This is a genomic window from Atopobacter phocae ATCC BAA-285 (assembly GCF_000526675.1).
GTDB classification, from domain to species: Bacteria; Bacillota; Bacilli; order Lactobacillales; family Aerococcaceae; genus Atopobacter; species Atopobacter phocae.
This window is the reverse complement of record NZ_JAGN01000007.1, coordinates 26,661-51,094: the sequence shown is the minus strand read 5'-3', so window position 1 is coordinate 51,094 and position 24,434 is coordinate 26,661. Positions and strand designations below refer to the sequence as shown.

Sequence of the window (24,434 nt, the reverse complement as noted above, 5' to 3'; positions counted from 1 at the left end):
ATTAAGGATCACCAAGCCATTCAAAGTATGTCACGTGTAGGAAAATGTATCGATAATGGTCCAATGGAAAACTTTTTTGGCATGCTCAAATCAGAATTATATTATTTAAATAAATATGATACATTTGAAAGTTTAACAAAAGATATTGATCAATATATTCATTTCTTTAACACTAAACGAATCACATTAAAGATGGGTTTAGCTATTCCAGCATAAAAAAACACCTATGGATGAAAAACCATAGGTGCATAAAATTTATTTTTTTACCTGTCTACTTGACAGGGAGCAGTTCAATGATTGGCTCTTTTTCTATTTATTAATAAGTGATATTGCTTTTTATGACAATGGTACTTGTGCTAAAGAAATATCTACATGGCAATAACCATTAGGATTCTTTTTTAAATAATCTTGATGATATTCTTCAGCTAAAACATAATTTTTTAGTGGTTCTAATTCAATTACTACTGATTGATTAATTTGAGCTTCCAACGTCTTCAATTCTTGCTCAATTACAGTTAAATCATTTTTTTCTACAAAATAAATTCCAGTACGATATTGTCTCCCAACATCATTCCCCTGCTTATTTAAACTTGTTGGATCGACAATCCGAAAATAATGTTTTAAAATTTCTTGCAACGAAATTTGCTTTGAATCATATTGAATATGAATCGTTTCAGCATGATCGGTTTCCTTTAATTGATTGTAATTTGTTTCCTCTGTTAAACCGTTTGCATAACCTACTGATGTTGAAACAACACCTTTTAATTGACTGAAATATCCTTCTACTCCCCAAAAACATCCACCAGCTAAATAAATTGATTGGTTATTATTCATGTGATCACTCCTTTATTCCACGTTGCTTTTATATTTGACCTTCATTATACTAAATTAAAACAGCGCAATGCAATTAACTCATTAAGGAGATAACAAAAATGAATTTTGAAATTGGCAGTGATATTGTTTTAATTGAGCGAATACATTCCGTGTGGAAAAAGCATCCACAATTTCCTCAAAGAATTTTAACACCTAATGAATTACTTCTATTTAATCACTTAAACGAAAGAAAACAACTAGAATTTTTAGCCGGACGATTTGCTGGAAAAGAAGCTTTCTCTAAAGCTTACGGGACAGGAATTGGTAAAGCACTTAGTTTTCAATCAATTGAAATACTTAATGATTCAAGTGGCAAACCCATTCTTTATTCACCATTTAACGGTGGGCAAAAAATAACAATCGCACACGAAATATCGCATGCGATTGCTTTTGTTATTTTATTTGATCTATAATTATTTAATTGTAGCACCTAAAATATTTTTAAAATGGTTTAATGCCCATTCATGTCCGTGTGGATCAAAACTCGCCACACCGCGTTCTAATACCGTAATATCATAGCCTAAGTTATACGCATCAACTGCTGTATGTAAAATGCAAATGTCTGTACAGACACCTACTAATACTACTTCGGTGATTCGACGCTCTCTTAAACGAACGTCTAAATCTGTACCACTAAACGAAGAATAGTGGCGTTTATCCATCCAATATACTTGATCACTATCTTTATTTACTTGATACCAATCATTCAATGTACCATAAAGATTTCTACCAGATGTTCCCTCAACATTATGGGGGGGAAATAATTTATTTTCCGGATGGAACTGATCACTTGGATCATGAATATCGACTGCAAAAACAATATAATCTTCTTCATTCAAATGTTTTTCTGCCTGTTCTACAATATATTGCTCTAATTTTTGCCCTGCTTCATCAGTTGTTAACTTTCCATTTGTTGCAATAAAATCTTCTGTATAATCAGTGACAATATATGCTTTCATTTTTTTCTCCTTTTGATAACTTTTGTATTAAATAAAAAATGCAACAACAATTAATACAACAATTAATATAACCGTTATTACAATTGCTCCACTTAACCAACGATCATATATTTGAAGTCGCTTTTGCTCTTTGGAACGACTTGGTAACACTTCTTCTTTTATTAATTCATGTTCTTTTAAATAATCTAAATAACTCGTGTCACCTAAATCGGCAGAATTAACCAACTCAAACGTTGACTCTTCTCGAATATTTTTGTCGTTATCTTTGTGAAGTACACGTTGAATAAATGTTGGTTGTTTTTGATGAGAACGTCTTAAACTCTCTTTTCTCATTATTTTTCCTACTTCCTATTTAATTGTATATTCGTCCAATAATCCAATGCCATTTGTGTTTTTGAATCTAGTAGTTCACCATCAGCTTCTAATTGCTTTAATTCATCATAAGTTACAGCTACTACTTCTATAAATTCATCTACATCTTTTTCTTTTGCATCTTCTACTTTATAAAGATTTTTAGCGATATATAAATGTATGAGTTCACTAGAATAACCTACTGCTAGAGCACTTGTTCGATAAAATGACCAATCACTGGCTTGATAACCTGTTTCTTCTTCAAGCTCTCGTTTAATCGTTTCTAATGGATTATTATCGGTTGCATCAATTTTACCTGCTGGAATTTCATAAAGAACGCGTTCAAGAGGTTTGCGAAATTGTTTCACTAGAAGTAAACGATTGTCCGAAGTAAACGGAATAACTGCTGCAGCACCTGGATGTAAAATCATTTCACGTGTACTCTTTGATCCATCTGGCAGTTTAACATCATCCTTAACCACATGGAGTAAAACTCCTTCATAAACTGTTTCACGTCTTAGTGTCTTCTCATTTAATTCCATTCAGTATCCTCCTTTAGTAAAATCATTCAGTAATAATTAAACATATCTTAACATACCTTTTCAAATTAAACGAATTTTTCCAGTCAAAATCATTCTTTTGACCGACTATAATTATAAAGTAGTTTGTTATACTTACTTTAAGTAATAGGAATTGAATAGAAGGGACTCGATTTTATGGAAGATAAAAATTTTTTCACCTTTAGAAATTATAATATATTATTTTGGAGCAGTGCAATGTTTTTAGTATTTATCAATTTTTTTGCGGGCATTTTACTTAACTTTGATACTGATTTTTTACTTATGCATTTAGTTTTTATCATTATACCTTTTTATTTCTCAGGCTGGATAAATTTTCGATACATTGCTCCACGACTTATCTATGGACAAAAAAATAACATGTCACTTAGTCGACGGAAAAGAAACAAAAAACATCGATATAAAGGAGAGATACCACCACTGTCTGAAAACAAGCAGAATTTTTATTATGCTGAAGGTTTAGATGATGATGATATTTTATTTTTTAGAAAACAACTCCAAAAAACCAAGAAACAAATTATGTCAATTGAAAAATCAATGGAGCTCTCTACTAAGTTAAAAGTTATAGCAAATCGTTACGATTTAATACCTCTTTTAAAAGATTATTTTAGAGCAATTACACAGCATCCTAAACGCATGATTGAAGCAGAAGCGTTTCTTTACTCTTATATTCCGAGTTTGGTTGAGATTATTGATAAGTATTTAGATATTGAACAACACGTTGCCAAATCCAAACTGACTTATCAAACATTAAATCGTTCAACCGCTACGATAGAAGCGCTTGTTCAAAATATTAAACAATCTTATGAAACGTTTATGTCTGATGACTTTGAAGACATTGAAATTAACTTAAAGTTAGTTGAAGAACGTTTAAAAAAAGAGGAAAGATTGTTAGAAATGAATCAATCCTCTATTTATGACTTACCCGATATTAATGAAATGTCACAAACTAGCGAAGCTACGCTTGAAGAAATAGAAGATGAAAAACGTTTTGAAGAATTACTTATTCAAAAACAAGAACCCTCTTCCGTATTAAGAAACACTGCGAAGTATTTAAGTGATGAAGAAGATTTCGATAATTTTTAGGAGGTATTTATAATGAATAATATTGAAAATAACACTAACTTGGATGATTTAAATTCAACATTCGAGGAAAACATTGATCCGTTAGTAGTAGATCCTGATTTAAATAATTTGCTAGCTAACCCATTTCAAGATCCAAATGTATTAAATGAACCTTTAAATAACCAACTATTCGAAGATACAGTGACTGATCAGCAACAACCGGCACCACGTTTAGTCGATTCATTATCACCGGAACGTCAACAACAAGCACAAAAATTAGCTAAACAAATTGATGAAACTAACGCTCAAGCAGTTATTACCTATGGAGCAGCAGCTCAAAAACAATTAGGCCAATTCAGTCACAGCATTCTTAGCCATGTTCGTGTTAAAGATACTGGTGCTATAGGTGATACGTTAACCGAATTAATGTTTAAACTAAATGAAACTAATCCTAAAGAGTTAGCTGCTGCTGAGACCAATATTATAAAAAAATGGTTTGGGAAAGCGAAGCAATCTGCATATGAAGTCACAGCAAAATACCAACAAGTTGGCAATCAAGTCGATAAAATTGCTTTACGATTAGGTCAGGAAAAAAATGCACTATTAAACGATAATTCAACATTAGAACAAATTTACCAAAAAAATAAAAGTTTCTACGAAGCTTTAAATGTTTATATTGCAGCGGGTGAATTAAAAATTCAAGAATTGAGAGAAATAACTATTCCGCAAGCCATTCAACAGGCACAATCGACTCAAGATCAAATGGATGTACAAACAGTCAATGATTTAAATGAATTTGTTGAGCGTCTTGATAAACGTAATTATGATTTAAAACTTACTCGGCAAATGACCATTCAACAAGCACCACAAATTCGTTTAATTCAAAACACTAACCAAGCTTTAGCAGAAAAAATTCAATCTTCTATTACAACGGCTATTCCTTTGTGGAAAAACCAAATAGCTATTGCACTCACATTAGTTCGACAACGTGATGCAGTAGCAGCACAAAGACAAGTGTCTCAAACAACAAATGATTTAATGAAACGAAATTCTGAAATGTTAAAACAATCGGCAATTGAAACGGCTAAAGAAAACGAACGAGGAATTATTGATATCGAAACACTACAAACTACTCAATCTAATTTAGTTCAAACGTTAGAAGAAACGATACGCATTCAACAAGAGGGGCGTCAAAAACGCCGAAATGCTGAACATGAACTAATTCGTATGGAAAGTCAATTAAAAGATCAATTGCTACAATTAACTACCCGAAACCGCTAGATTTCATATCATTTTCATTAAAAAGTTAAAAATGTTATAATTGATTTAGATTTAATTAAAGGAGGGTTTTTCAATGATTTGGTCATTAATTGTTGGTGGTTTAATCGGTTGGGGAGCTGGAGCCATCTTAGGAAAAGACATCCCTGGAGGTATTATTGGTAATATTATTGCTGGTATGCTTGGCTCTTGGGTTGGCGGTTATTTCTTTAAAGACTTTGGCCCAATTATTGGTGGATATGCTGTTATCCCATCATTGATTGGAGCAATTTTAATTATTATGATTGCTAGCTTTATTCTTAAAAAAATGAATAATTAAACAAAAAATGAATGGAAATTTTCCATTCATTTTTTTTATCATATCGAATGATTAGTTATTTCTATTTCATGTAGAGTTGTCGGTCAATAGCCACAACTCTATTTTTTATTTAAGACAGCGATTAAAAACTGTCACACAAAATATTGATAAATAGTTAATTTGTTTCTTCTGTTTCTTTCTTTGCATTTTCTTTCGCTTGTTCGTACTTAGCAATAGCACGTTTGCGTTGTTCCGAATGATCAACGATAGGATATGGATAATCCTTGCCTATCACACAGCCCACATTTCCCTGTACATCCTTTGGCATTTTCCAAGGTTCATGAATATATTTATTTGAAACATTTTCTAACATAGGTAAATAAATTTTTATAAAATCGCCACTTTCATCAAAACGTTTCCCTTGAGTGACCGGATTAAAAATTCTGAAATAAGGAACAGCATCGGTTCCTGTTGAGGCAGCCCACTGCCACCCACCAATATTACTTGCAGAATCATAGTCAATCAATTTTTCTTTAAAATACTCTTCACCAAGTCGCCAGTCCACCATAAGATCCTTGATTAAAAACGAGGCTACTATCATACGTAAGCGATTGTGCATCCAGCCTGTTTGTTCTAATTGAAGCATTGCCGCGTCAACGATAGGATAGCCGGTTTTACCATCTTTCCAAGCTTGAAACCAATCTGGATGATTATCCCACTCTAATTGGCGAAACGGTTTTTGAATAGACATCGTTTTTTGATCAGGATTAACCATATAAATCATATTATAAAAATCTCGCCACGCCAATTCTTTTAAGAAAATAGCTTGCCCTTGACTTTTAGGAGCTTGTTTAACAGCATGATAAACTGTTCGAATACCTACAGCACCTATACGTAAAAAAGGTGATAAAAAACTAGTCCCTTCTTTTCCAGGAAAGTCTCGATCGATATGATACTGGGCTAATCCCTCTTCTATAAAACGTGTTAACTGTTCAAGACCTTTTTGCGAAGTAAACACATCATTGAACGCTGGATTTTTTAAACTTTCAATCGTTTTTAAAACTTTTACTGGCGTTTTCAAACTAATCCACTGTCCCTTTGAAAGATCAACTGAAACAGGATGTTCTTTTGGAAAACTTTGCCATACTTTATGGTACGGAGTAAAAACTTTATAAAAGTCACCAGATTGACTTCTTATTTCTTGACTACCATGAATGTAATGGTCTTGATATGCATGAATTTTAATTCCCTTATCTCTAAAAAATTGTGCTGCTTTTTGATCACGTAGACGTCCAAAACCAGAATCATCGTAATTAAAATAAATGTCTGTCCAATTATCTAGCTCCTCGTATAACTGTTTAAAGCAAGTAATTAAGTCACCGTGCATCATATATAAGTCAATTCCTTTTTCTTTTAAAGTCTCTTTAAAAGCTAGAACGCTAGAAACAAATGAAGATTGATTACGACTAGCTGGATAGCTCAGTTGTTCTTCATTAAATTGAAACAAGCATAAAACAGGTGAATGACTATTGATTGCTTGTGCTAAAGCTTTTTGATCTTCAAGTCTTAAGTCTCTACGAAACCACAATACTGATACCATAAACGATTCTCCTCTTTATTTAAGTTTTAAGATAGACTGATGTTTAGCGTCCATAATACTATTTATCATTATATTCCAACTAAACAACTGTCACAACTTATCCATAAATATTTATTATCAACAAAAATATATCATTTAATGATCATACATGAAAAATCTCATCTTTTTAAAAATATAAAAAAAGGCAAAGTACCAAAATGGTTACTTCACCTATTCATCTTCAGCTTTCTCTAATTATCTTCTGGCATTTCAATTGAGAATTCTTTACTTGCGTGAATAATTGTTGGACGCTTAGCTTCTTTATGTTGACTATTCGCTTGTTTTTCTTTAATACGTTGTTTTAATGCTTTTGCATTTAATTCCATTGTTGATTCAGTTGGTTCAGATGAAACTGTTGGAATAACTGTATCCTTCACTTCTTGTTTTGAAGTCGTTGCTTTTTTTGCAGCTTCTTGAATTTCTTTCACTTTTTCTTTAACTTCTGCCGGATTAATTTGAATAGTTTCATCATGATCAAATGCTCGTTCAGGACGAATTGGAGTGAAAGCTTTTGTTTGACCTAAATCTTCGACAGATTGAGTCATTTGCTTACGTCCAGTATCTTGTTGTGAATGACCAAAACGACGACGTCTTTCATTCATCACTTCTTTTACGGTTGGTGCAATTACTTCTGGATCTTTTTGATTATTTAACAATTGATCCCACTCTTCTGATTTAACCATTTCAAGTTGTGTTTCAATCATCAATTGTAGTTTTTGACGGAACACACGACTATCTCTTTGTAAAACATCTGTTTCACGATTAATTTTTGTTGCTTTACGTGCAGCTTCTTTTAATATTTTATCCGCTGTGCGTTCTGCTTCAAAAATAATCATTTCCGCTTCTTTATTCGCATTCTTTTTTAAACGATCTGCAGCATCTTGTGCCACAATAATTGATTTGTTTAAAGTCTCTTGAATATTGTGGAAATGCGAAATTTTTTCTTCACTAAATTTTATTTTCTTTTCTAATTCCTCTTGTTTAATTAATAAGTTTTCGAATTCACGTATAATTTCATCTAAAAAATCGTTAACTTGTTCTTGATTATATCCTCTTAAACGTGTATCAAATTCTTTATTATGAATATCAATTGGTTTTAAACTCATACTTTTCTCTCCTTTATTGTCTATTTAATATGCCACAAGTGATTCGAATGCGATCACGCTTTGTATTCCCTCGAATATTTTGTAATTGAATTCTACCTACACCTCTGATAGAAATAATATCCATCAAATGAATGATTTCATCTGTTCGATTAATTTCTCGCCAATTGACTTTTACTTTCTCTTGATTGATTAACACTTTCGCACGTTGTCTTGACAAATTAAACGCACCACTAATTAAAACATCCACTCGCAAACTTGAAACCGTAAAATCCTGAACTTCCCAAAAATCTTTGGGTAAAAGTAATTCACTCGAATGAATCGGCTCCAAATGAACTTTCATTTTTCCAATACGGGAAGTTTGTAAATGAACATAATCATGAATAGTTTTGTCAATAATAATTTGCCAATTGCTTCCGTCAGATATTATATCACCAAAATACTTCCGGTCAATCCCGCTACTTAAAAAACTACCTAATATTTGGGGATGACTTAACTCGCCAAATTTTTCAGGATATTTAATTGATAAATAGCTTAATTCAAAATCACTCTCTGTTGGTTCGAAATAATTGGGAGCAATCAAAGCACGTTTACGTTCGCTCCCCTCATATCCTCCATTATAAAATAATTTCAATTCATTTTCACGTCCAACAACGCTTTCAGTAATAAATTGTTGTCTAGGATCATGAAATGATAGTAAAACTGGTGCATATGTATCCAACACACGTGCCATTGCATCATCAATTTGATGGATAAAATTTTCTTCACTTGGTCTAAAGTGTTGTAAAATATCAACGTCCATAATGTTCCTCACTTCTAGCTTATTAAATAAACCAACTCATAACTATCATTAATCCTCTTTGGGCAAACTGAAGTAATAACACTCCAATGACAACAGAAAAACTAATTCCCCCGAATGATGGAATATATTGATCTAATATGTCTAAATATGGGGCTACAATTTGTGTTATCCATTGTCCTAATTTCGAGTGACGAGCATTTGGAAACCAAGACAATAAAGCATAGATGACTAACATGTATATATATACAGTTATTAAAAAATTAAGTCCACTAAAGACTAATTGGATCATAAAGTAAAATCCCCTTCTTTTTTAACTTAAATTTGAAAAAAATCTTTCTTGATTACTTTCATCTTCTAATACACCTTCAACTGAAAGCGTAGCTGGTGTTGCAATAAATATGCCTTCTCTTATTTTTTGAACGTCACCATCAATTGCGTAAGCAATTCCTGATAAATAATCAATGATTCTTGTTGCTTCATCAATAGGTAATTGTTCAAAATTAGCGATAACAGCTTGTCCAGCTAATAATTCATCCGCTATTTTTTCTACCTCTCCTAAATACATCCGTGGATGAACGACATGAATAATTGATACAGCATGTCCCGAACGTTTCTTTTCAGGCACTTTTGAATTGTATCGCTCAATGGATGATGATCGTTCACTTCTCTTAGGCATTTGCTGTCTTTCATTTTGATATTCTACCAGTTCTTCTTCATATTGATTGGAAACGACAGGCTCTTCTTGCTCCCATGTTGTTTCCTCTTCATATTCAAAATCATCATCTTCCGGTTGAAATATAAATTCTTTTAATCCATCAAAGAATCCCATTTTTGCTCTACCCCTTTTAAAAACTTATTATTGAAAAAGGCTGATCTTAGTCAGCCTCTTATGTACTTCTTTTAACTTAATTAACGATTGTTACGTTTTCTAAAGAAAGGTGGAGTATCGAGCGCATCTTCTTCACTTGAACGATTTTCTTCTACACGTGGCATGTTTGTATCGAAACCGGTTGTTCTTGGAGCTGGTTCAATTTGCTCACGTTTTTCTTTATCACGTTTAATGTCCCAATCACCAAACAATTGATTTGAAGCTGGTTCTTCTTGGCGACGACGTGCAGGTCTCTTTTCAACTGGTGCACTTTCTTTAGTCACACTTGGTGTTGGTGTTGGTGCTTGTGTACGATTTTGAAAAGGTGACGCTTGTTTACCTGTTGGTTTAACTTTATCTTGAGGACGTTCTCCATCAATACCAGTTGCAATAACTGTTACGATTACTTCATCACCTAGTTCTTCGTTAATTGATGTACCTAGAATAATATTAGCATCACTTGATGCAGCTTCAGCTACAATTTCACTTGCATCTTGTGCTTCAAATAATGTTAAGTCTGGTCCACCAGCAATGTTTAATAGAATTTGTTCTGCACCTTCAATTGAAACTTCTAATAATGGACTTGAAATAGCTTTACGTGTTGCTTCGATAATGCGATTTTCGCCTTCAGCATGTCCAATTCCCATTAGAGCTGAACCTTGATCTTTCATTACTGTTTTAACATCTGCAAAGTCTAAGTTAACATATCCTGGAGCAGTAATTAAATCACTAATGCCTTGGACGCCTTGTCGTAATACATTATCTGCTTCACGGAATGCTTCCAACATTGGTGTTTTCTTGTCTACTAATTCTAATAAGCGGTTATTTGAAATAACTACTAAAGTATCCACATTTTCTTTCATCCCTTTAACGCCTTCTGCAGCAAAGCGACCACGTTTTGGTCCTTCAAAACTAAATGGACGTGTCACTACACCGACAGTTAAAGCACCTTGTTCTTTTGCTATACGGGCAACAATTGGAGCAGCACCTGTTCCTGTGCCTCCACCCATTCCCGCAGTAACAAAAATCAAATCTGCACCGGCTAAAGCTTCTTTTAATTGCTCTTCGCTTTCTTCAGCAGCTTTTTGACCAACGTCAGGTACACTACCTGCGCCTAAACCTTTAGTTAATTTAGGTCCTAATTGGATTTTTATTTCTGCTTTTGAGCCTTTTAAAGCTTGTGTATCTGTATTGACAACAATAAATTCTACACCTTTAACATTCTCTTCAATCATACGGTTGACTGCATTATTTCCAGCTCCACCAACCCCTATAACTTTTATAACTGCACCTTGTTCCATTGCATTATCAAATTCGTATTCCATCATAATCCTCCTTGATTCTACTTACTCTTCAATTATCGACTTGAAAAAGTTTGTTACTTTTTTTAAAAGACCTTGAACTTTATAAATAAATCCATTCTCATTAGCGATTTGTTTTGCTATTTCATGTTTTTGTGGCTCTTTCGTTGTCGCTTTCTTTTCTTCAACTACTCGTTTAGGTTCAAGTGGTTTATTTTTAGGTTCAATCGGTATACGACGTTTAGCTGGTCGTGGTGCATTTTGCTTAACGATTTCTTTTGGTGCATTACTTTGTTCAGCAATATGATCAATTTCACCTAAATTTGTTGCATATTTTACCAATCCCACACTTGAAGTAAATGAAGGATGTCTTAATCCGATATAATCTGGCATATACGGTTTAACAGTTACCCCAAAAATACTTTCTGCTAGTGGTATGATACCAGGTAAGCTTGCGGCGCCACCACTAATAACAATTCCACCAGGCAGTTTTAAAGCATCTACTTCATCTAACGCACGTTTAATCGTTTGAAAAATTTGAACAAGACGTGCTTCAATGATTTCAGATAAATAATGCTCATCTACTTGAACGGGTTCATTTTGGCCAATCGTATCTACTGGGAAAAATTCTTTATCTGATGTATCACTTGAAACTGCATAGCCGTATTCTCTTTTGATGCGTTCTGCATTATTTAGACTAGTGTTCAAAATAATTGATATATCACGCGTAACAAACTCTCCTCCTTCTTGATCAACAAAAGAAAATTTCATTAATTGATCATGAAAGACTGATACACTTGTTTGACCGCCACCCATATCTAATAATACTGTTCCAAACTCACGTTCACCGTCGGATAAAGCAACATGCGCACTAGCAAGTGGTTGAACAATTAAATCAATGATTTTAAGTCCAGCTTTTTCAACTGATCGACGAACATTATGAATAATTGTTCGAGGTCCTGTAATTAAATTAGCGTTCAATTCTAAACGAACACCAATCATTCCACGTGGGTCTTTTATTCCATCAAATCCATCAACAATAAATTCATCAGGTAATACCGAAATAATATCACGTTCTGGGGCCACTGATCGAACTTTAGCAGCTGCAATCACATTGAACACATCTTTATCAGTGATTTCTCTATTTTCACTAGAAACAGCAATCATACCATGACATGGTTCAATTTGAATTTGATTACTTGGAATGCCTACATAAACATCACGGATGGTCACTCCTGACTTTTGTTCCGCTTGTCTAACTGCTAATTCTATGGCACGCACTGTTTCATCAATATCGACAATGACACCCCTTGAAACACCACGACTTGGCTCGCTACCAACGCCAATCACATTAATTTGCCCTTTAACATATTCAGCTACGACGACTTTTATCGCAGTGGTTCCAATATCTAAACTAACATAAATTTGTTGATTCACAGCATTGAAACCTCCTCATTTTTTCATTCATTTTAATTAAGTAAAGTTTTCACTTAAATAGGTGCTTAAGAACAAACCCTATCAATGTTCATCACTCAATTTACTTAAAAATAGGATGAAATGATAAACAACAGTGAGGTATTTTTCACTTTTAATAAACTTTGTAGCACCTTACATATACTTCTTTATTTTATCATAAAAAAGTAGTGATGTTGTAACTTTTAGATTAAGTTTTATTGAATTATATGTCAATCTAATATATTTATTCTTCGTTCATTACTTTGTAAGTTGTTTGTCCATTTTTTTCTTTAAAATATGCACCATTTTCTAAATGAAGGATGCCTTCTTTACGATCAATCACCGTTCTCATTTCTGGATAATATTTCATTTTTTTAAAAATATCTTGCCATTTACCAATGACTAATTGACCATCACTCATTTGCAAACGAACTTCTTGTTCGTCACTTTTAGCATCTTGTACTAGTACCATCATTTCACGAATTGATGGATCTAATTGATCTAAATCATTTAAGACTTTCTGTATTTTTTTGGGATTTTTATCTGTTTTAATAATCGGCAATATAGGGGCATCATCTAAACTAATACTTTCTAGAAATTCTCCATTTTTTAATACAGGATAATATCGTTCTCCTTTTTTCCATAATGCCAAGACTGTGGCTTCATCAACTATGACATTTAGTTGATTATATGGATGTAATTGAACGTCTGCTTTTAAAATCTGTGGAGATAGTTGTTTAATGCGATTCTCTAATTGCGACCATTCTCGATATACTTCCAATGGTGTTGTGCGGTGATCAATATTTAATACTGAAGCAATCTGCTCGCTACTCAATTCATTAGTATTGTACACATTAATTTTTTTTATTTTAGAATAAGGGGATAGAAGCCAAGCACCATTAAGGATCATCAATAAAAAAATAATACTTAAAAGCGAAAAAGTCATTGTCTTTTTGTTTTTATTTTTGTGAGCAATTTCGTTCACTTGTTTCTTCACCATGACCCCTCATTTCAAATGTTATTGACTAATTCATCGATTAAATCAATGAATCGATCCGCTGCATCTCGTATCCCCATTTCAAACGCATTTTTTCCCATCATCTGACGTTGTTCCGTGTGTCCCATCAAATGATCCACTTCTTTCACCAACGTTTCAGACGTTAAATCCCGCTCCAAGATCATTCGACTCGCTTGTTTATCTACTAAATCACGGGCATTTTTTTCTTGATGATTATTAGTAACATATGGACTTGGAATTAAAATACTTGGAATACCTAAAGCTGTCAACTCTGTCAATGTTGTCGCTCCGCTTCTTGTAACAATTAAATCCGTTTGCATCAGTTGTTCTGGCATATTTGAAATATACTCTTTCAAATGAACGTTGTGAGGTATAATTTCTTTATATTTTTCATTTAATGTTTCAAATTGACCTCTTCCAGTTACAACTGTTACTTCATAGGGTTTATCCTTCCAAAGCTCATACTGTTTTAATGCGGCCTCATTAATCGGTTCAGCGCCTCGACTACCTCCAACAATTAAAACTTGTTTCACTCGGTTAATTGCTTCAAGATTATTAATATTCAGTTGATTTTTATCCACTAATTGATAAACTTCTTGCGCTCTAGGATTACCAACTAATCGAATTTTTTTATTATATTTAGTGAAATCGTTTCTTACCCGTTCAAAGGTAATAGCAATTCGATCAACATAACGTGCCAAAAACTTATTAGTTAAACCTGCCACACTATTTTGTTCATGAATGATTGTTGGGATATTTAAACGAGTGGCTGCATATAAAACAGGTGCACATACATATCCCCCTGTTCCAATGACAACATCCGGATTAAATTCTCTTAAATATTTCTTCGCTTGACGAATCGCTGTATACATTAAATAAATTGTTCGTACGTTTTCAAATGATAAAGAACGCTTAATTCCTTGTATTTCAACACTTTTAAATGGTATTCCCGCTTCTGATACGATACGCTGTTCTAAACCACGTTCACTACCAATATAGAGAAATTCAACACTTGTATTCGTTTCTTTTAAGCGTTGACATAGCGCTAAGGCTGGATAAATATGTCCCCCTGTTCCACCACCAGATAAAACGATGCGTAAGGGTTCATTCGTTTGTTGCATCAAATTCACCTACTTCATTTTCAATATTCGTTAATTGTTCAATATAAGACAAGAAGCAATCGCCTCGCTCTTCAAATGACTTAAATTGATCCCAGCTAGCAGCCGAAGGCGATAATAATAAAATATCCTCATCGACCGTTTGTTTTAATGCTTCTTCTGTCGCCTCATTTAATCTATTAACTATCGTGACAGGGATACCATGAGTAGTAAAATAATCGGCTAACCGCTTCTTAATCTCACCATAAACAACAGCATGTTTAACATGAGACAGACTATTATCAAGTCGGCTTAAATCTTCATGTCGCTCCAATCCTCCCGCGATTAAAACTGTTGGCTGGGTGAAACTCTCTAAAGCAATTTTGGTAGCTGTTGTATTTGTCGCTTTACTATCATTATAAATTAAACGATTTTTCCATTGTTTAACAAACTGCAATCGATGTTTTACTCCTTTAAATTGAGACAATCCAATTTGAATTATCGAATTATCAATATGAAGTAATTTAGCAATTGCAATAGCGATTAGAGCATTTTCAACGTTCTGTTGTCCCGGTACTTTTAATACTTCTCGTGAGCTGACTTGTTCACCATTAAAATAGAACATGGATCCATCAAACGATGCTCCATTGTTTGTTTTATCTAAAGCATTATACGGCACTTTAATAGCTTTAGATTCACTTGTTAACTCAATTACTGCAGATTCATTCGCATTATAAACTAAATAATCAGAAGACGTTTGATTTTTTGTGATTTGATATTTTGCTTGTAAATATTGATCACGCCCTCCATGATAATCATAATGTGCACCATGTAAATTCGTAATCGCTGCAATATGTGGTTTAAACGTTTCTGTCCCAACTAATTGAAAACTAGAAACTTCCATCAACACCGTGTCTTCCTCGTTAATCGTTGGAATAATGTCGCCCATCGGTATGCCTATATTTCCGCCTAACTTTAACCGATGATTGAGCGCTTCTTTTAATATCGCTGCTGTCATTTCGGTTGTTGTTGTTTTTCCATTACTACCAGTAATTGCAACAATTGGTGCTTCAACTAACCATTCTACCAATTCAATATCCGTAATTACTGGTAAATTCAACGCTAATGCTTGTTCAACCATTACATTAGTATAAGGGATTCCGGGATTTTTTATAAAGAAGTCAAATGAATCGTCTAATAAATCGACTGGATGATGCCCTGTAATTAATTGAATTTCTTTTTGTTTGAACTCTTCTTTTAATGTATCATATGCTTCATCTCCTGATAAATCATTCAAATCGTTTACTGTAACTTGATTACCTAATTGATGAAGTAAGCGAGCAACCGCAACTCCTGTTTTTCCTAGGCCTAAAACAAAAATTTTTTTATTTTTTAAATTCACCCGTTGCATTCTTCTCCCTCTCTCTATTTCTTTCATCTAAATTATCTAGATGCTTTATGTTGTATCGCTCTAGCAAGCGATACAATATTAAAACACCTTGATTTATTTATTAATATAATAAAATCAGTGCCAATGCTGATGCAACTAACGTTACACTAGCAAACATCCATACAATTCGCGGTTCACTATAGCCACTCATTTCAAAATGGTGATGAATGGGACTCATTTTAAAAATTCGTTTCCCGCGTGTTTTGAACGACCAAACTTGCAATATCACACTAGCTGTTTCAATTACATAAATAATTCCAATCAATAATAAACTGAATGGTTCACCTAACTGTAAAGACATCGCTGCTAATACTCCGCCTAAAGCTAATGAACCTGTATCACCCATAAAAATCTTAGCCGGTTTTATATTAAATATTAAAAAGCCAATAATTCCTCCAATAATTAAACTAGCAATCAATGTAATTTGGTCTTGTCCTTTCCAAATTGAAAGAATAAAGTACGCAAGAAAAGATAGAGTGGTTGTCGTACCAGATAAACCATCAATACCGTCTGTTAAATTAACCGCATTTGAAAATCCTACCAGCCAAAAAATACTAATTGGAAATAAAATAATTGGATGAGCTATTTGAACAAAAATAAAATTAAACTGCCAATTAGGTTGTATCCAGTAAATGACACTAGTTACAACAAATGAAATAATTAACTGTGCGATAAATTTTTGTTTGGAAGTAAATCCTTCATTTTGTCTTTTAAAAACTTTAATGGAATCATCCATAAATCCAATTGCACCAAATCCCAATAAAGCGATAAAAGTTGGTAAAAATTCTTTAGACAATGTCATCGTTAAAAGAAAAAATCCTAAACTTAGAACAAAAACTGATACGATAAAGATAAGACCACCCATAGTTGGTGTTCCACTTTTTGTTTGATGCCATTTTGGTCCTTCATCTCGAATTTCTTGACCGAATTGCTTATGTTTTAGCCAAAATATATAGCCCGGCATTAAAGTTACAACAAGTGCAAAACTTAAAACACCGTAAAAAATATAACTACTCCATTGATTTAACATTCTATTTCTCCTTCTTTACCTATCATCGTCATTCATTATCTTTCAATTGATATTTTATTTTCCAAGTAATTGTTGGGTCAATTGGAACACCTGGTTTAACATTTTGAGAAACAACGTGCCCTACCCCAGTTTGTTTAATATCAACTTTTAATAGTGAAGCTAAACCTTCTACATCTTGACGTGCCCACCCTTGTAAGTTAGGCATTATCGCTTCTTCGCTTGTCATTAAAATGACAGGTCGTCCAGGCATAATAGGTGCCCCTTCTTCTGGATATTGACGAATAATCGAATCGCCATTTCCAATCACAACTAGATTCGGTTGAACCTCTTCGTTGAGCTGTTTTTTTACGAATTCTACTGTTTGCCCCACAATAAACGGCATATCATTTGTTGTAACGGAGTCGACATGTGAAGTTTTTGAGTTAATAGCCCGTTCAATCATCGGATTAAACACTTCACTTAACATTTGAGTACCTGTCACACCTGTTGGATTAGTGGTTGGTTTTTCTAATAACACGTACAATATAAATTCCGGATCTTCTGCTGGTGCAAAGCCAACAACTGAGTATAAATAATTGTCGCCATCCCGATAGTAAGTTCCAGTTTCTGGATCAACCATTTCACTCGTACCTGTCTTAACTGCTAACGATAAATGATCGGATTTAAAAACATGTCCAGTACCTTCAGGATTGTTAACTACTTCCGTTAAATACTCTAATGTTTTCGTCGCTGCTTTTTCAGAAATTGGTTGTCTAATTGTTTTTAGATTTTCTTCTTTAATTACTTTTCCTTGTTGCGTTCGGATTTCTTTTAAAAAGTGAATAGGCTTCATCTGACCTTGATTAGCAATTGCTGTAAAAGCTTGTAACATTTGAATACTAGTCACAGATATCCCTTGTCCGAAACTAGTAGTCAATTGTTGGAAAGGATTGCTATATGGATTAGCCCCTGGCTGCTCTGAAGAAAAACCGCTATTAGTTAACTGACTAATTCCAAATTGATCTAAATAATTTTTCCACTTTGCGCTTCCTAATTCTTTAGCCAATTGTACAAACAATACATTACTTGAATGAGCTACACCTTCTAAGTAACTTATTCTTCCCCAACCCGATTTGTTCCAATCGTGGACCGTTTTATCATAAACTTTAAGCGAACCCGATTCATATTGTTTATCTGGTTGAAAAATCCCTTGATCAATAGCAGCTGCTAACGATAATACTTTCATTGTTGACCCCGGTTCATAAGTTTGCTGAACTAATAGTTGTTGCCAATTATCTTCAATACCTATAAGCGTATTGGGATCGAAAGTTGGCCGTTGACTATTCGCTAAGATTGCTCCGGTCTTTGCATTAACTAAAATAGCTTGCATCGATTTAGGTTCATACTTTTTATTAACCTGATTCATTAATTCTTCTAAATATTGTTGCAAAGCTGTATCTAAAGTGAGTTGTACAATTTGTCCATCGTGTGATTTTTGAGTGATTTGTGCACTTTGAGGAATTATTTTATTATTTCCGTATGCTTGTCCAACACTCTTGCCATCTTCACCACTAAGTGCCTTATCGAATAAACTTTCAATACCCATTTGCCCAATGAGATGATCAGGCGTCTTTTCATCTTCTGTCGTATAACCAATCAAATGACTACTGAATATGCCATTTGGATATAATCTAGATGTTTTTGGGGTAAAAGTTAAACCGTGTAACTTAAATTTTTCAATTTGTTTCTTTTGAACAGGTGTAATATTTCGTCCCGCTATACCAAACTCTACTTGTTGCTTATCTTGATTTAAGCGCTTCATCACTTCATCGTATTCAATTTTTAAAACACTCGATAAAGCTTGAGCAACACCTTTCTTATCGGTAACGTAGTTTGGCTCCATTCCTCTTATCGCCCACTCATCTGTTAACGTTGCAGTAATACGATACGTTGTTTGTTCAACTGCAATTAATTCATTTGCTCGATCAACTATTTCGCCTCTTCTTGCATGAATCGATTCTACTCTAGTCGATATAGAATCCGATTCTTTTCTAAGATTAACTTCTTTATACATACCCGTTATCATCACTACGCTGAAGTTAAGCCATACCACCACAAAAAAGACGAGCGAAATGATACTTAGCACAAAAATAATTAATTGCCGTTTCATCCGCTCGTTAATCTTCATGGTTAATCGTCCTTATCTGTTCTTCATTTAACTCCATTCCACGCTCTTTAGCAATTTTTGAAATTCGCTCATAACGTGACAATGTATCAAATTCTTCTTCTAATTCTTTTTGTTTCAATTGAAGTTGTTCAATTTGAGCTTCTTCACTTAATAAATTTCGATTGGCGTAATGTAACTGCCAATTGATACCTAATGTAATAATCATTAAAAAAACAAAACTACTAATGATAATCAACCACATCTGAAGTTTTAATCCCATATATACGGTGACTACATTCGGATTCACTTGTTCAACTGATTGTTTGGCACGCACACTGCTACGTCGATTGGCGACAGACTCTGCATTATGCCAACTATTTACTTGTTCAGCCGCCATTTGTTCACTTCCTTTAATTTGCTTTGCCTATTCGTTCAATCGTCCGTAACTGTGCACTTTGAGCTCGTTTATTTGCTGTAATTTCTTCATCACTCGGCCGAATTGGTTTGCGATGTACCAATTGATAATCTAATTTCATTTCATTTGGCAAGATTGGTAAATTTCTAGGTGTTTCAGGTGCAATTGTATAATCTCTAAATAAGTGTTTTACTAGTCCATCTTCTAAAGAATGGAAAGAAATAACACCCACGCGACCACCAATTGCTAATAATTCTACAGCGTCCGTAATACCATCTTCAGCAGCACCTAATTCATCGTTAACCGCAATGCGCAAAGCCTGAAAAATCCGTTTAGCTGGATGCCCACCTTTTCTACGCGCTGGTTGTGGAATAACGTCTCGGATAATGTCCACTAATTCTAGCGTGGTACGAATTGGTTGTGTAACTCGTACCTGTTCAATTCGACGCGCAATTTGCTTAGAAAACTTTTCTTCACCATAACGATAAAAAATACGAACTAATTCAGCATAATCCCAATCATTAATAATAGTTGCTGCGGTTAAAGCTTGTCGTTGGTCCATTCTCATGTCTAATGGAGCGTCATAGCGATAACTAAATCCACGTTCAGGTAAATCCACTTGTGGAGACGAAATGCCTAAATCAAAACAGCATCCATCAATTTCAGAAATATTTAGTTCATTTAATGTATCTTTCATTTGTCTAAAATTACTATGCTTTAATATTAAACGTCCTTGAGTAATTTCCTCATCAAATCTCTGTTTCCCATGCGAAATCGCTAGTTCATCTTGATCAAATGCTATAACTGTACCATTTAGCCCCACTTCATCTAATAAACGACGAGTATGTCCACCGCCACCAAATGTGGCATCAACATAAATACCGTCCGATTTTATATTTAATTGTTCAATCATTTCATTTAATAAAACCGTTGTATGTTCAAATGTCATTTTTTCACCTTTCAATTTGCACTTCTGCCTAATTAACTAATTTTTAAAAGTCAATATCTATCATATGTTCTGCTAAATCATCGAAATTCTCTTCTGTTTCTTCAGCAAATTTTTGCCATCTCTCTTTGCTCCAAATTTCGATGCGATCACTAATACCGACAATGCGACATTCCTTTTCAATATTCGCAAATTCTATTAATGTTTTGGGAATATTGACACGTCCTTGCTTATCAATTTCTACTTCGGATGCAGCAGAATAAAAGAAACGTACAAATGCTCTAGCATCTTTTTTTGATAATGGAAGATTTTTTAATTTTTCTTGTACTGTATCCCAAGAACTTTTAGGGTAACCAAATAAACATCCATCTAAACCTCGTGTCAAAATAAACTGACTGGTTAATTCATCACGAAATTTAACTGGAATGATTAATCGTCCTTTTGAATCAATCGAATGTTGATACTCGCCGATTAACATCTAGTCTCCCACCTTCCCAAGTTTCAATAATAGTTTACCACATCCCCCCACTTTCTACCACCTTGTAGTAGTTAAAAACCCTTTTTAATTTAATTTCTATACTTTCATGCACATAATCATATATTTTAAATAAAAAAACCGATTTCCTTTTAAAAGGAAATCGGTCATTAATATGTATTATATCAATTTTAAACGAATGAACTTAAAAAATAACTTGCAATACTAAAGTATATTAGTACACTTGTTAAATCAGATAATGTTGAAATAAACGGCCCACTAGCAACAGCAGGATCCACCCCGATTTTTTCCATTAACTGTGGAATAAAGCTTCCAGCTAAAGTAGCTACTGTAATAGCTGCTAACATTGCTAACCCAATAATAGCACCTAGAGCAAAGTTACCACGCCAAATTCCGACTACTAACATAATCGTTAAGCCTGTTACTATCCCTGTGATTAAACCCGTTGTCAATTCTCGAATTAATGTTTTTAAGAAGGTTTGTTTATGATCATCTGTTAAACTAAGCTCGCGAACTGAAACCGCTAGTGATTGTGTACCAGCATTACCTGCAGTCCCTGTAATTAATGTCACAAAAACTGATAAAATACTCGCTTCAGCAATTAAACTTTCATATTGACTAATTAAAGTCGAAGTTCCCATTCCTAAAAAGAGTAATGTAATTAGCCACGGTAATCGTTTTAAAGCGGCTTTTAACGGTGTTAAGTTAGGAATGTCAACATCAACCCCAGCCAAACCGGAATAATCACTGCTTGCCTCTTCTTCCAAGACGTCAAGTACATCATCAACGGTAATAATACCCACTAATTCATTGTCCAAATCCACTACTGGTAAGGCCAGTAAATCATAGTCTTGAATAATTTGAGCAGCTTTTAACTGATCTGTTTCAATGCTTACAGAAATTAATCGTGTTTCCATTAAATCTTTTAGTAAGGCTTCATCTGGGTAAATGATTAAATCTCTCAACGATAATACACCCACTAAATGGTCTAGTTGATCTACCACATAAATGTAATAAATTGTCTCAGCTTCTTGCGCAAAGTGTTTAATCCAATACAACGCTTCTTTCACACTTTGGGATTCATTCAATGCAATAAATTCAGTGGTCATTATCCCACCGGCTGTTTCCTCATCATAGTAAAATAAACGTTTTACTTCATCACGTGCTTCAGCAGGAATCCGATTAACATATTGTTTCGCCTCTTTAATCGTTAATTCGCGCAAAACATCTACTGCATTATCTGTATACATTTCACCTAGAATTTTCCCCACTAAATCTTCTGGCATTTGCTTTAAATATTGTGAGATATTAACTTCATCGGACTCAATCATATTTAAAAATTCTGCAAATTGTGCTGGGGTTAACATATCATTAATTAAGCGTTGCTCTTCTTCAGTTAACTCTAAAAATATTTGCATCTGTTCAAACGGATGATTCTCAAGGAATTTCTCTAAAAATTCTTGTTTATTATTTTCATCTAAAGCATGCTTAATTTGCAAAACCGCTTCTTCTTGTTCGAAATGATGTTCCGTATTTAAATTATTTTGTTCTTCCACTTGATATGGTCTCCTTTAACTCGTTCAACTTTTCAGGTAAAGGTGTTTTTAATTGCAGTAACTCTCCTGTAAAAGGTTGATTAAATTCTAAATAATGGCAATGTAACGCTTGATGATCAACCAATTGCCAAATCGTTCCGCCATATAGCGTATCGCCTACTAGAGGACATCCTATATGACTAAAATGAACTCTTATTTGATGCGTTCGACCGGTATGTAAAATTACCTTTAGTTCTGCCATTGAATGATCCCGTTGAATACATTCATATTCCGTCAAACTTGGCTTAGCATCTGGCTCATTACTTACTTCTCTTTCGATAAATGAACCTGATTTTCGTGCAATCGCTGCATCGATCCATCCATGGGATTGAATTATCTGATTTTCATCCCAAACAATGGCGATATATTCCTTATGAATAGCTTTTTCCCGAAGTTGTTGATCCATTAACGCATGACTAAATCGATGCTTAGCAACAATCACTAAGCCAGAAGTATGAATATCCAATCGGGTTACAATATGAACTGCTTGGTTCTCATATTGTTGTTTGACATAATAGCCTTTCAAACGATTAGCGATGGACTGATGGGGATGTCGTCTACTTGGAATTGAAGCTAGTCCTGATGGTTTGTTAATCACAATAATATCTCGATCTTCATAAATAATATCCAATGGTTCAAACGATGCTTCAATCACACCTTCAGCAGTTTCTGGCGGAATGGATAAAATAACTTCATCACCAGCTTTCACCTGATAACGAACTGTTCGCTCGATATGATTTACATATAATTTGCCATTGTGTTTAGCATGTGCTAATAAACGTTTAGATACATTTTTTAATTTAAAAAAAGATTTTAAAGTACGTGGTTCCTCTTCCTCAACAATCCATTTAAAGTCCATTACTGTCTTCCTCGTCCGCTTCTATAAAAGCATTTTTTACTCGTTTCCAAAACGGCATATGTCGATCACTTAAAAATCGAATTCGTTCCTTTGCAACTTGGAATGTTAACTTTTCAATCATTGACGCATCTTCTCCTAAATGATCATACGTCAAAATTAATTGATCGGTCTCTTGAATATACACCGTTAATTCATCATTATCACCTAAAATAAGAGGTGAACCTAGTGTACGAAAAACACGGTTATTTAAAGAAGCAATTTCTGCTAATTGAATCGCATTATGACTAGGATGAAGAATTGCTCCACCAAAAGATTTATTCGCTCCTGTAGAACCTGTTGGAGTACTCACACACAACCCATCGCCACGAAATACTTCAAATAACTCTCCATTAATTTGCACATCACAAATAAACGTCCCCATCATTTTTTTGATAGTAGCTTCATTTAAGGCCAACAATCTAACATCATTATTTAGATGATCTTTTCGTTGTACCTTAACCTCCAATAAAGGATAGCTTACTTCTTGACCTGAATCATTTAATAAAGAATGCATTAATAAGTCCACTTCATCCTTTAACCAATCCGTATAAAAACCCAAATGTCCCGTGTGAATTCCTGCAAAACGAATTTTATTTAACTGATCGCTATAACGATGAAAAGCACTTAACATAGTGCCATCACCACCAATAGAAATAACTACATCTGGTGACGTATCATCATAGATTAATTCATTCGTCTGACACAAATTTAAAAATTGGTTCGCTATTTTAATTGAAAGTGGAACTTCGTGATAAACTAATGCTATTTTCATG

Annotated in this window: 26 protein-coding genes and 1 pseudogene; 5 read left to right on the top strand and 22 right to left on the bottom strand. The window is 33.9% G+C overall.

Annotated features, from left to right (window positions below):
- Window positions 1-216: IS3 family transposase (locus L866_RS0102410; protein ID WP_025728806.1), on the top strand; the 216-nt coding region annotated here is incomplete at its 5' end.
- Window positions 217-342: 126 nt separating this feature from the next.
- Here the strand turns inward: L866_RS0102410 and msrA are convergent.
- Window positions 343-834: pseudogene (gene msrA / locus L866_RS0102405) on the bottom strand (peptide-methionine (S)-S-oxide reductase MsrA); the annotation flags it as partial.
- A 98-nt stretch (window positions 835-932) separates the two neighbouring features.
- On the opposite strand from msrA, the gene acpS reads away from it, so the two are divergent.
- Window positions 933-1,286: a holo-ACP synthase gene (gene acpS, locus L866_RS0102400; protein ID WP_025728802.1), complete on the top strand. Its 354-nt coding sequence runs from the start codon at window positions 933-935 to the stop codon at window positions 1,284-1,286.
- Here acpS and L866_RS0102395 read toward each other — a convergent pair whose 3' ends face one another.
- Genes L866_RS0102395 through L866_RS0102385 form a run of 3 tightly spaced genes read right to left on the bottom strand, consistent with a single transcriptional unit; the run spans window position 1,287 to window position 2,725 of the window.
- Window positions 1,287-1,832, bottom strand: coding sequence for a cysteine hydrolase family protein (locus L866_RS0102395; protein ID WP_025728800.1), 546 nt, complete (start codon window positions 1,830-1,832; stop codon window positions 1,287-1,289).
- Window positions 1,833-1,859: 27 nt separating this feature from the next.
- Entirely contained in the window at window positions 1,860-2,165 is a 306-nt protein-coding gene (locus tag L866_RS0102390; RefSeq protein ID WP_025728798.1) for a hypothetical protein, read from the bottom strand.
- Between the two features lie 8 nt (window positions 2,166-2,173).
- Window positions 2,174-2,725, bottom strand: coding sequence for an NUDIX domain-containing protein (locus L866_RS0102385; protein ID WP_025728796.1), 552 nt, complete (start codon window positions 2,723-2,725; stop codon window positions 2,174-2,176).
- 174 nt (window positions 2,726-2,899) lie between these two features.
- On the opposite strand from L866_RS0102385, the gene L866_RS0102380 reads away from it, so the two are divergent.
- The 3 genes from L866_RS0102380 to L866_RS0102370 all read left to right on the top strand — a co-directional run bounded on the left by L866_RS0102380 (window position 2,900) and on the right by L866_RS0102370 (window position 5,423).
- Window positions 2,900-3,847, top strand: a complete 948-nt coding sequence (locus L866_RS0102380; RefSeq protein WP_084030251.1) for a 5-bromo-4-chloroindolyl phosphate hydrolysis family protein — start codon at window positions 2,900-2,902, stop codon at window positions 3,845-3,847.
- A gap of 12 nt (window positions 3,848-3,859) precedes the next feature.
- Entirely contained in the window at window positions 3,860-5,107 is a 1,248-nt protein-coding gene (locus L866_RS0102375) for a toxic anion resistance protein (RefSeq protein ID WP_084030250.1), read from the top strand.
- Window positions 5,108-5,180: 73 nt separating this feature from the next.
- The gene (locus L866_RS0102370; protein WP_025728790.1) at window positions 5,181-5,423 is read left to right on the top strand and encodes a GlsB/YeaQ/YmgE family stress response membrane protein; all 243 of its coding nucleotides are present in this window, start codon (window positions 5,181-5,183) and stop codon (window positions 5,421-5,423) included.
- Window positions 5,424-5,577: 154 nt separating this feature from the next.
- Here the strand turns inward: L866_RS0102370 and L866_RS0102365 are convergent, their stop codons facing one another.
- The 18 genes from L866_RS0102365 to L866_RS0102280 form a co-directional block, all read right to left on the bottom strand.
- The gene (locus tag L866_RS0102365) at window positions 5,578-7,002 is read right to left on the bottom strand and encodes a cryptochrome/photolyase family protein (protein ID WP_025728788.1); all 1,425 of its coding nucleotides are present in this window, start codon (window positions 7,000-7,002) and stop codon (window positions 5,578-5,580) included.
- Window positions 7,003-7,232: 230 nt separating this feature from the next.
- Window positions 7,233-8,147 (bottom strand): DivIVA domain-containing protein, encoded by a 915-nt coding sequence (locus tag L866_RS09225; RefSeq protein WP_025728786.1) that lies wholly within the window; start codon window positions 8,145-8,147, stop codon window positions 7,233-7,235.
- Window positions 8,148-8,160: 13 nt separating this feature from the next.
- Window positions 8,161-8,946 carry a YlmH family RNA-binding protein gene (locus L866_RS0102355; RefSeq protein ID WP_025728784.1) on the bottom strand — a complete coding sequence of 262 codons (786 nt, stop codon included), beginning with the start codon at window positions 8,944-8,946 and terminating at the stop codon, window positions 8,161-8,163.
- A gap of 22 nt (window positions 8,947-8,968) precedes the next feature.
- Window positions 8,969-9,235: a YggT family protein gene (locus tag L866_RS0102350; protein WP_025728783.1), complete on the bottom strand. Its 267-nt coding sequence runs from the start codon at window positions 9,233-9,235 to the stop codon at window positions 8,969-8,971.
- Between the two features lie 21 nt (window positions 9,236-9,256).
- Window positions 9,257-9,775 carry a cell division protein SepF gene (locus L866_RS09005; RefSeq protein WP_025728781.1) on the bottom strand — a complete coding sequence of 173 codons (519 nt, stop codon included), beginning with the start codon at window positions 9,773-9,775 and terminating at the stop codon, window positions 9,257-9,259.
- Between the two features lie 80 nt (window positions 9,776-9,855).
- Window positions 9,856-11,139, bottom strand: a complete 1,284-nt coding sequence (ftsZ, locus tag L866_RS0102340) for a cell division protein FtsZ (RefSeq protein WP_025728779.1) — start codon at window positions 11,137-11,139, stop codon at window positions 9,856-9,858.
- A gap of 21 nt (window positions 11,140-11,160) precedes the next feature.
- On the bottom strand, window positions 11,161-12,552 hold the full coding sequence (gene ftsA / locus L866_RS0102335; protein ID WP_025728777.1) for a cell division protein FtsA: 1,392 nt from the start codon (window positions 12,550-12,552) through the stop codon (window positions 11,161-11,163).
- Between the two features lie 262 nt (window positions 12,553-12,814).
- Window positions 12,815-13,567 carry a cell division protein FtsQ/DivIB gene (locus tag L866_RS0102330; protein ID WP_025728775.1) on the bottom strand — a complete coding sequence of 251 codons (753 nt, stop codon included), beginning with the start codon at window positions 13,565-13,567 and terminating at the stop codon, window positions 12,815-12,817.
- 14 nt (window positions 13,568-13,581) lie between these two features.
- Window positions 13,582-14,709: an undecaprenyldiphospho-muramoylpentapeptide beta-N-acetylglucosaminyltransferase gene (gene murG, locus L866_RS08415; protein ID WP_035445973.1), complete on the bottom strand. Its 1,128-nt coding sequence runs from the start codon at window positions 14,707-14,709 to the stop codon at window positions 13,582-13,584.
- Window positions 14,693-16,096: a UDP-N-acetylmuramoyl-L-alanine--D-glutamate ligase gene (murD, locus tag L866_RS0102320; RefSeq protein WP_025728773.1), complete on the bottom strand. Its 1,404-nt coding sequence runs from the start codon at window positions 16,094-16,096 to the stop codon at window positions 14,693-14,695. The genes murG and murD overlap by 17 nt, the downstream gene beginning before the upstream one ends.
- 100 nt (window positions 16,097-16,196) lie before the next feature.
- The gene (gene mraY / locus L866_RS0102315; RefSeq protein ID WP_025728771.1) at window positions 16,197-17,165 is read right to left on the bottom strand and encodes a phospho-N-acetylmuramoyl-pentapeptide-transferase; all 969 of its coding nucleotides are present in this window, start codon (window positions 17,163-17,165) and stop codon (window positions 16,197-16,199) included.
- A 28-nt stretch (window positions 17,166-17,193) separates the two neighbouring features.
- A complete protein-coding gene (locus tag L866_RS0102310; RefSeq protein WP_025728769.1) occupies window positions 17,194-19,332 on the bottom strand; it encodes a penicillin-binding transpeptidase domain-containing protein in 2,139 nt (712 codons plus the stop codon).
- Entirely contained in the window at window positions 19,322-19,708 is a 387-nt protein-coding gene (ftsL, locus tag L866_RS0102305) for a cell division protein FtsL (protein ID WP_025728767.1), read from the bottom strand. The genes L866_RS0102310 and ftsL overlap by 11 nt, the downstream gene beginning before the upstream one ends.
- Before the next feature lie 13 nt (window positions 19,709-19,721).
- Entirely contained in the window at window positions 19,722-20,675 is a 954-nt protein-coding gene (rsmH, locus tag L866_RS0102300) for a 16S rRNA (cytosine(1402)-N(4))-methyltransferase RsmH (RefSeq protein ID WP_025728765.1), read from the bottom strand.
- Between the two features lie 43 nt (window positions 20,676-20,718).
- On the bottom strand, window positions 20,719-21,150 hold the full coding sequence (gene mraZ, locus L866_RS0102295; protein WP_025728763.1) for a division/cell wall cluster transcriptional repressor MraZ: 432 nt from the start codon (window positions 21,148-21,150) through the stop codon (window positions 20,719-20,721).
- 188 nt (window positions 21,151-21,338) lie between these two features.
- A complete protein-coding gene (mgtE, locus tag L866_RS0102290; RefSeq protein ID WP_025728761.1) occupies window positions 21,339-22,724 on the bottom strand; it encodes a magnesium transporter in 1,386 nt (461 codons plus the stop codon).
- Window positions 22,708-23,622 carry an RluA family pseudouridine synthase gene (locus L866_RS0102285; RefSeq protein WP_025728759.1) on the bottom strand — a complete coding sequence of 305 codons (915 nt, stop codon included), beginning with the start codon at window positions 23,620-23,622 and terminating at the stop codon, window positions 22,708-22,710. The genes mgtE and L866_RS0102285 overlap by 17 nt, the downstream gene beginning before the upstream one ends.
- Complete coding sequence (locus L866_RS0102280) at window positions 23,612-24,433, bottom strand: NAD kinase (RefSeq protein WP_025728757.1); 822 nt, start codon at window positions 24,431-24,433, stop codon at window positions 23,612-23,614. The genes L866_RS0102285 and L866_RS0102280 overlap by 11 nt, the downstream gene beginning before the upstream one ends.
- Window position 24,434: the final 1 nt, after the last annotated feature.

Bases quoted from the DNA above. Each gene is read 5' to 3' on its own strand.
- L866_RS09225 (WP_025728786.1), bottom strand. From the start codon at position 8,147: ATGAGTTTAAAACCAATTGATATTCATAATAAAGAATTTGATACACGT.
- L866_RS0102310 (WP_025728769.1), bottom strand. From the start codon at position 19,332: ATGAAGATTAACGAGCGGATGAAACGGCAATTAATTATTTTTGTGCTA.
- mraY (WP_025728771.1), bottom strand. From the start codon at position 17,165: ATGTTAAATCAATGGAGTAGTTATATTTTTTACGGTGTTTTAAGTTTT.
- L866_RS09005 (WP_025728781.1), bottom strand. From the start codon at position 9,775: ATGGGATTCTTTGATGGATTAAAAGAATTTATATTTCAACCGGAAGAT.
- L866_RS0102370 (WP_025728790.1), top strand. From the start codon at position 5,181: ATGATTTGGTCATTAATTGTTGGTGGTTTAATCGGTTGGGGAGCTGGA.
- murG (WP_035445973.1), bottom strand. From the start codon at position 14,709: ATGCAACAAACGAATGAACCCTTACGCATCGTTTTATCTGGTGGTGGA.
- L866_RS0102285 (WP_025728759.1), bottom strand. From the start codon at position 23,622: ATGGACTTTAAATGGATTGTTGAGGAAGAGGAACCACGTACTTTAAAA.
- L866_RS0102355 (WP_025728784.1), bottom strand. From the start codon at position 8,946: ATGGACGTTGATATTTTACAACACTTTAGACCAAGTGAAGAAAATTTT.
- L866_RS0102365 (WP_025728788.1), bottom strand. From the start codon at position 7,002: ATGGTATCAGTATTGTGGTTTCGTAGAGACTTAAGACTTGAAGATCAA.
- L866_RS0102390 (WP_025728798.1), bottom strand. From the start codon at position 2,165: ATGAGAAAAGAGAGTTTAAGACGTTCTCATCAAAAACAACCAACATTT.
- L866_RS0102375 (WP_084030250.1), top strand. From the start codon at position 3,860: ATGAATAATATTGAAAATAACACTAACTTGGATGATTTAAATTCAACA.
- acpS (WP_025728802.1), top strand. From the start codon at position 933: ATGAATTTTGAAATTGGCAGTGATATTGTTTTAATTGAGCGAATACAT.
- L866_RS0102395 (WP_025728800.1), bottom strand. From the start codon at position 1,832: ATGAAAGCATATATTGTCACTGATTATACAGAAGATTTTATTGCAACA.
- L866_RS0102385 (WP_025728796.1), bottom strand. From the start codon at position 2,725: ATGGAATTAAATGAGAAGACACTAAGACGTGAAACAGTTTATGAAGGA.
- L866_RS0102350 (WP_025728783.1), bottom strand. From the start codon at position 9,235: ATGATCCAATTAGTCTTTAGTGGACTTAATTTTTTAATAACTGTATAT.
- L866_RS0102380 (WP_084030251.1), top strand. From the start codon at position 2,900: ATGGAAGATAAAAATTTTTTCACCTTTAGAAATTATAATATATTATTT.
- rsmH (WP_025728765.1), bottom strand. From the start codon at position 20,675: ATGACATTTGAACATACAACGGTTTTATTAAATGAAATGATTGAACAA.
- ftsL (WP_025728767.1), bottom strand. From the start codon at position 19,708: ATGGCGGCTGAACAAGTAAATAGTTGGCATAATGCAGAGTCTGTCGCC.
- mraZ (WP_025728763.1), bottom strand. From the start codon at position 21,150: ATGTTAATCGGCGAGTATCAACATTCGATTGATTCAAAAGGACGATTA.
- murD (WP_025728773.1), bottom strand. From the start codon at position 16,096: ATGCAACGGGTGAATTTAAAAAATAAAAAAATTTTTGTTTTAGGCCTA.
- ftsZ (WP_025728779.1), bottom strand. From the start codon at position 11,139: ATGGAATACGAATTTGATAATGCAATGGAACAAGGTGCAGTTATAAAA.
- L866_RS0102280 (WP_025728757.1), bottom strand. From the start codon at position 24,433: ATGAAAATAGCATTAGTTTATCACGAAGTTCCACTTTCAATTAAAATA.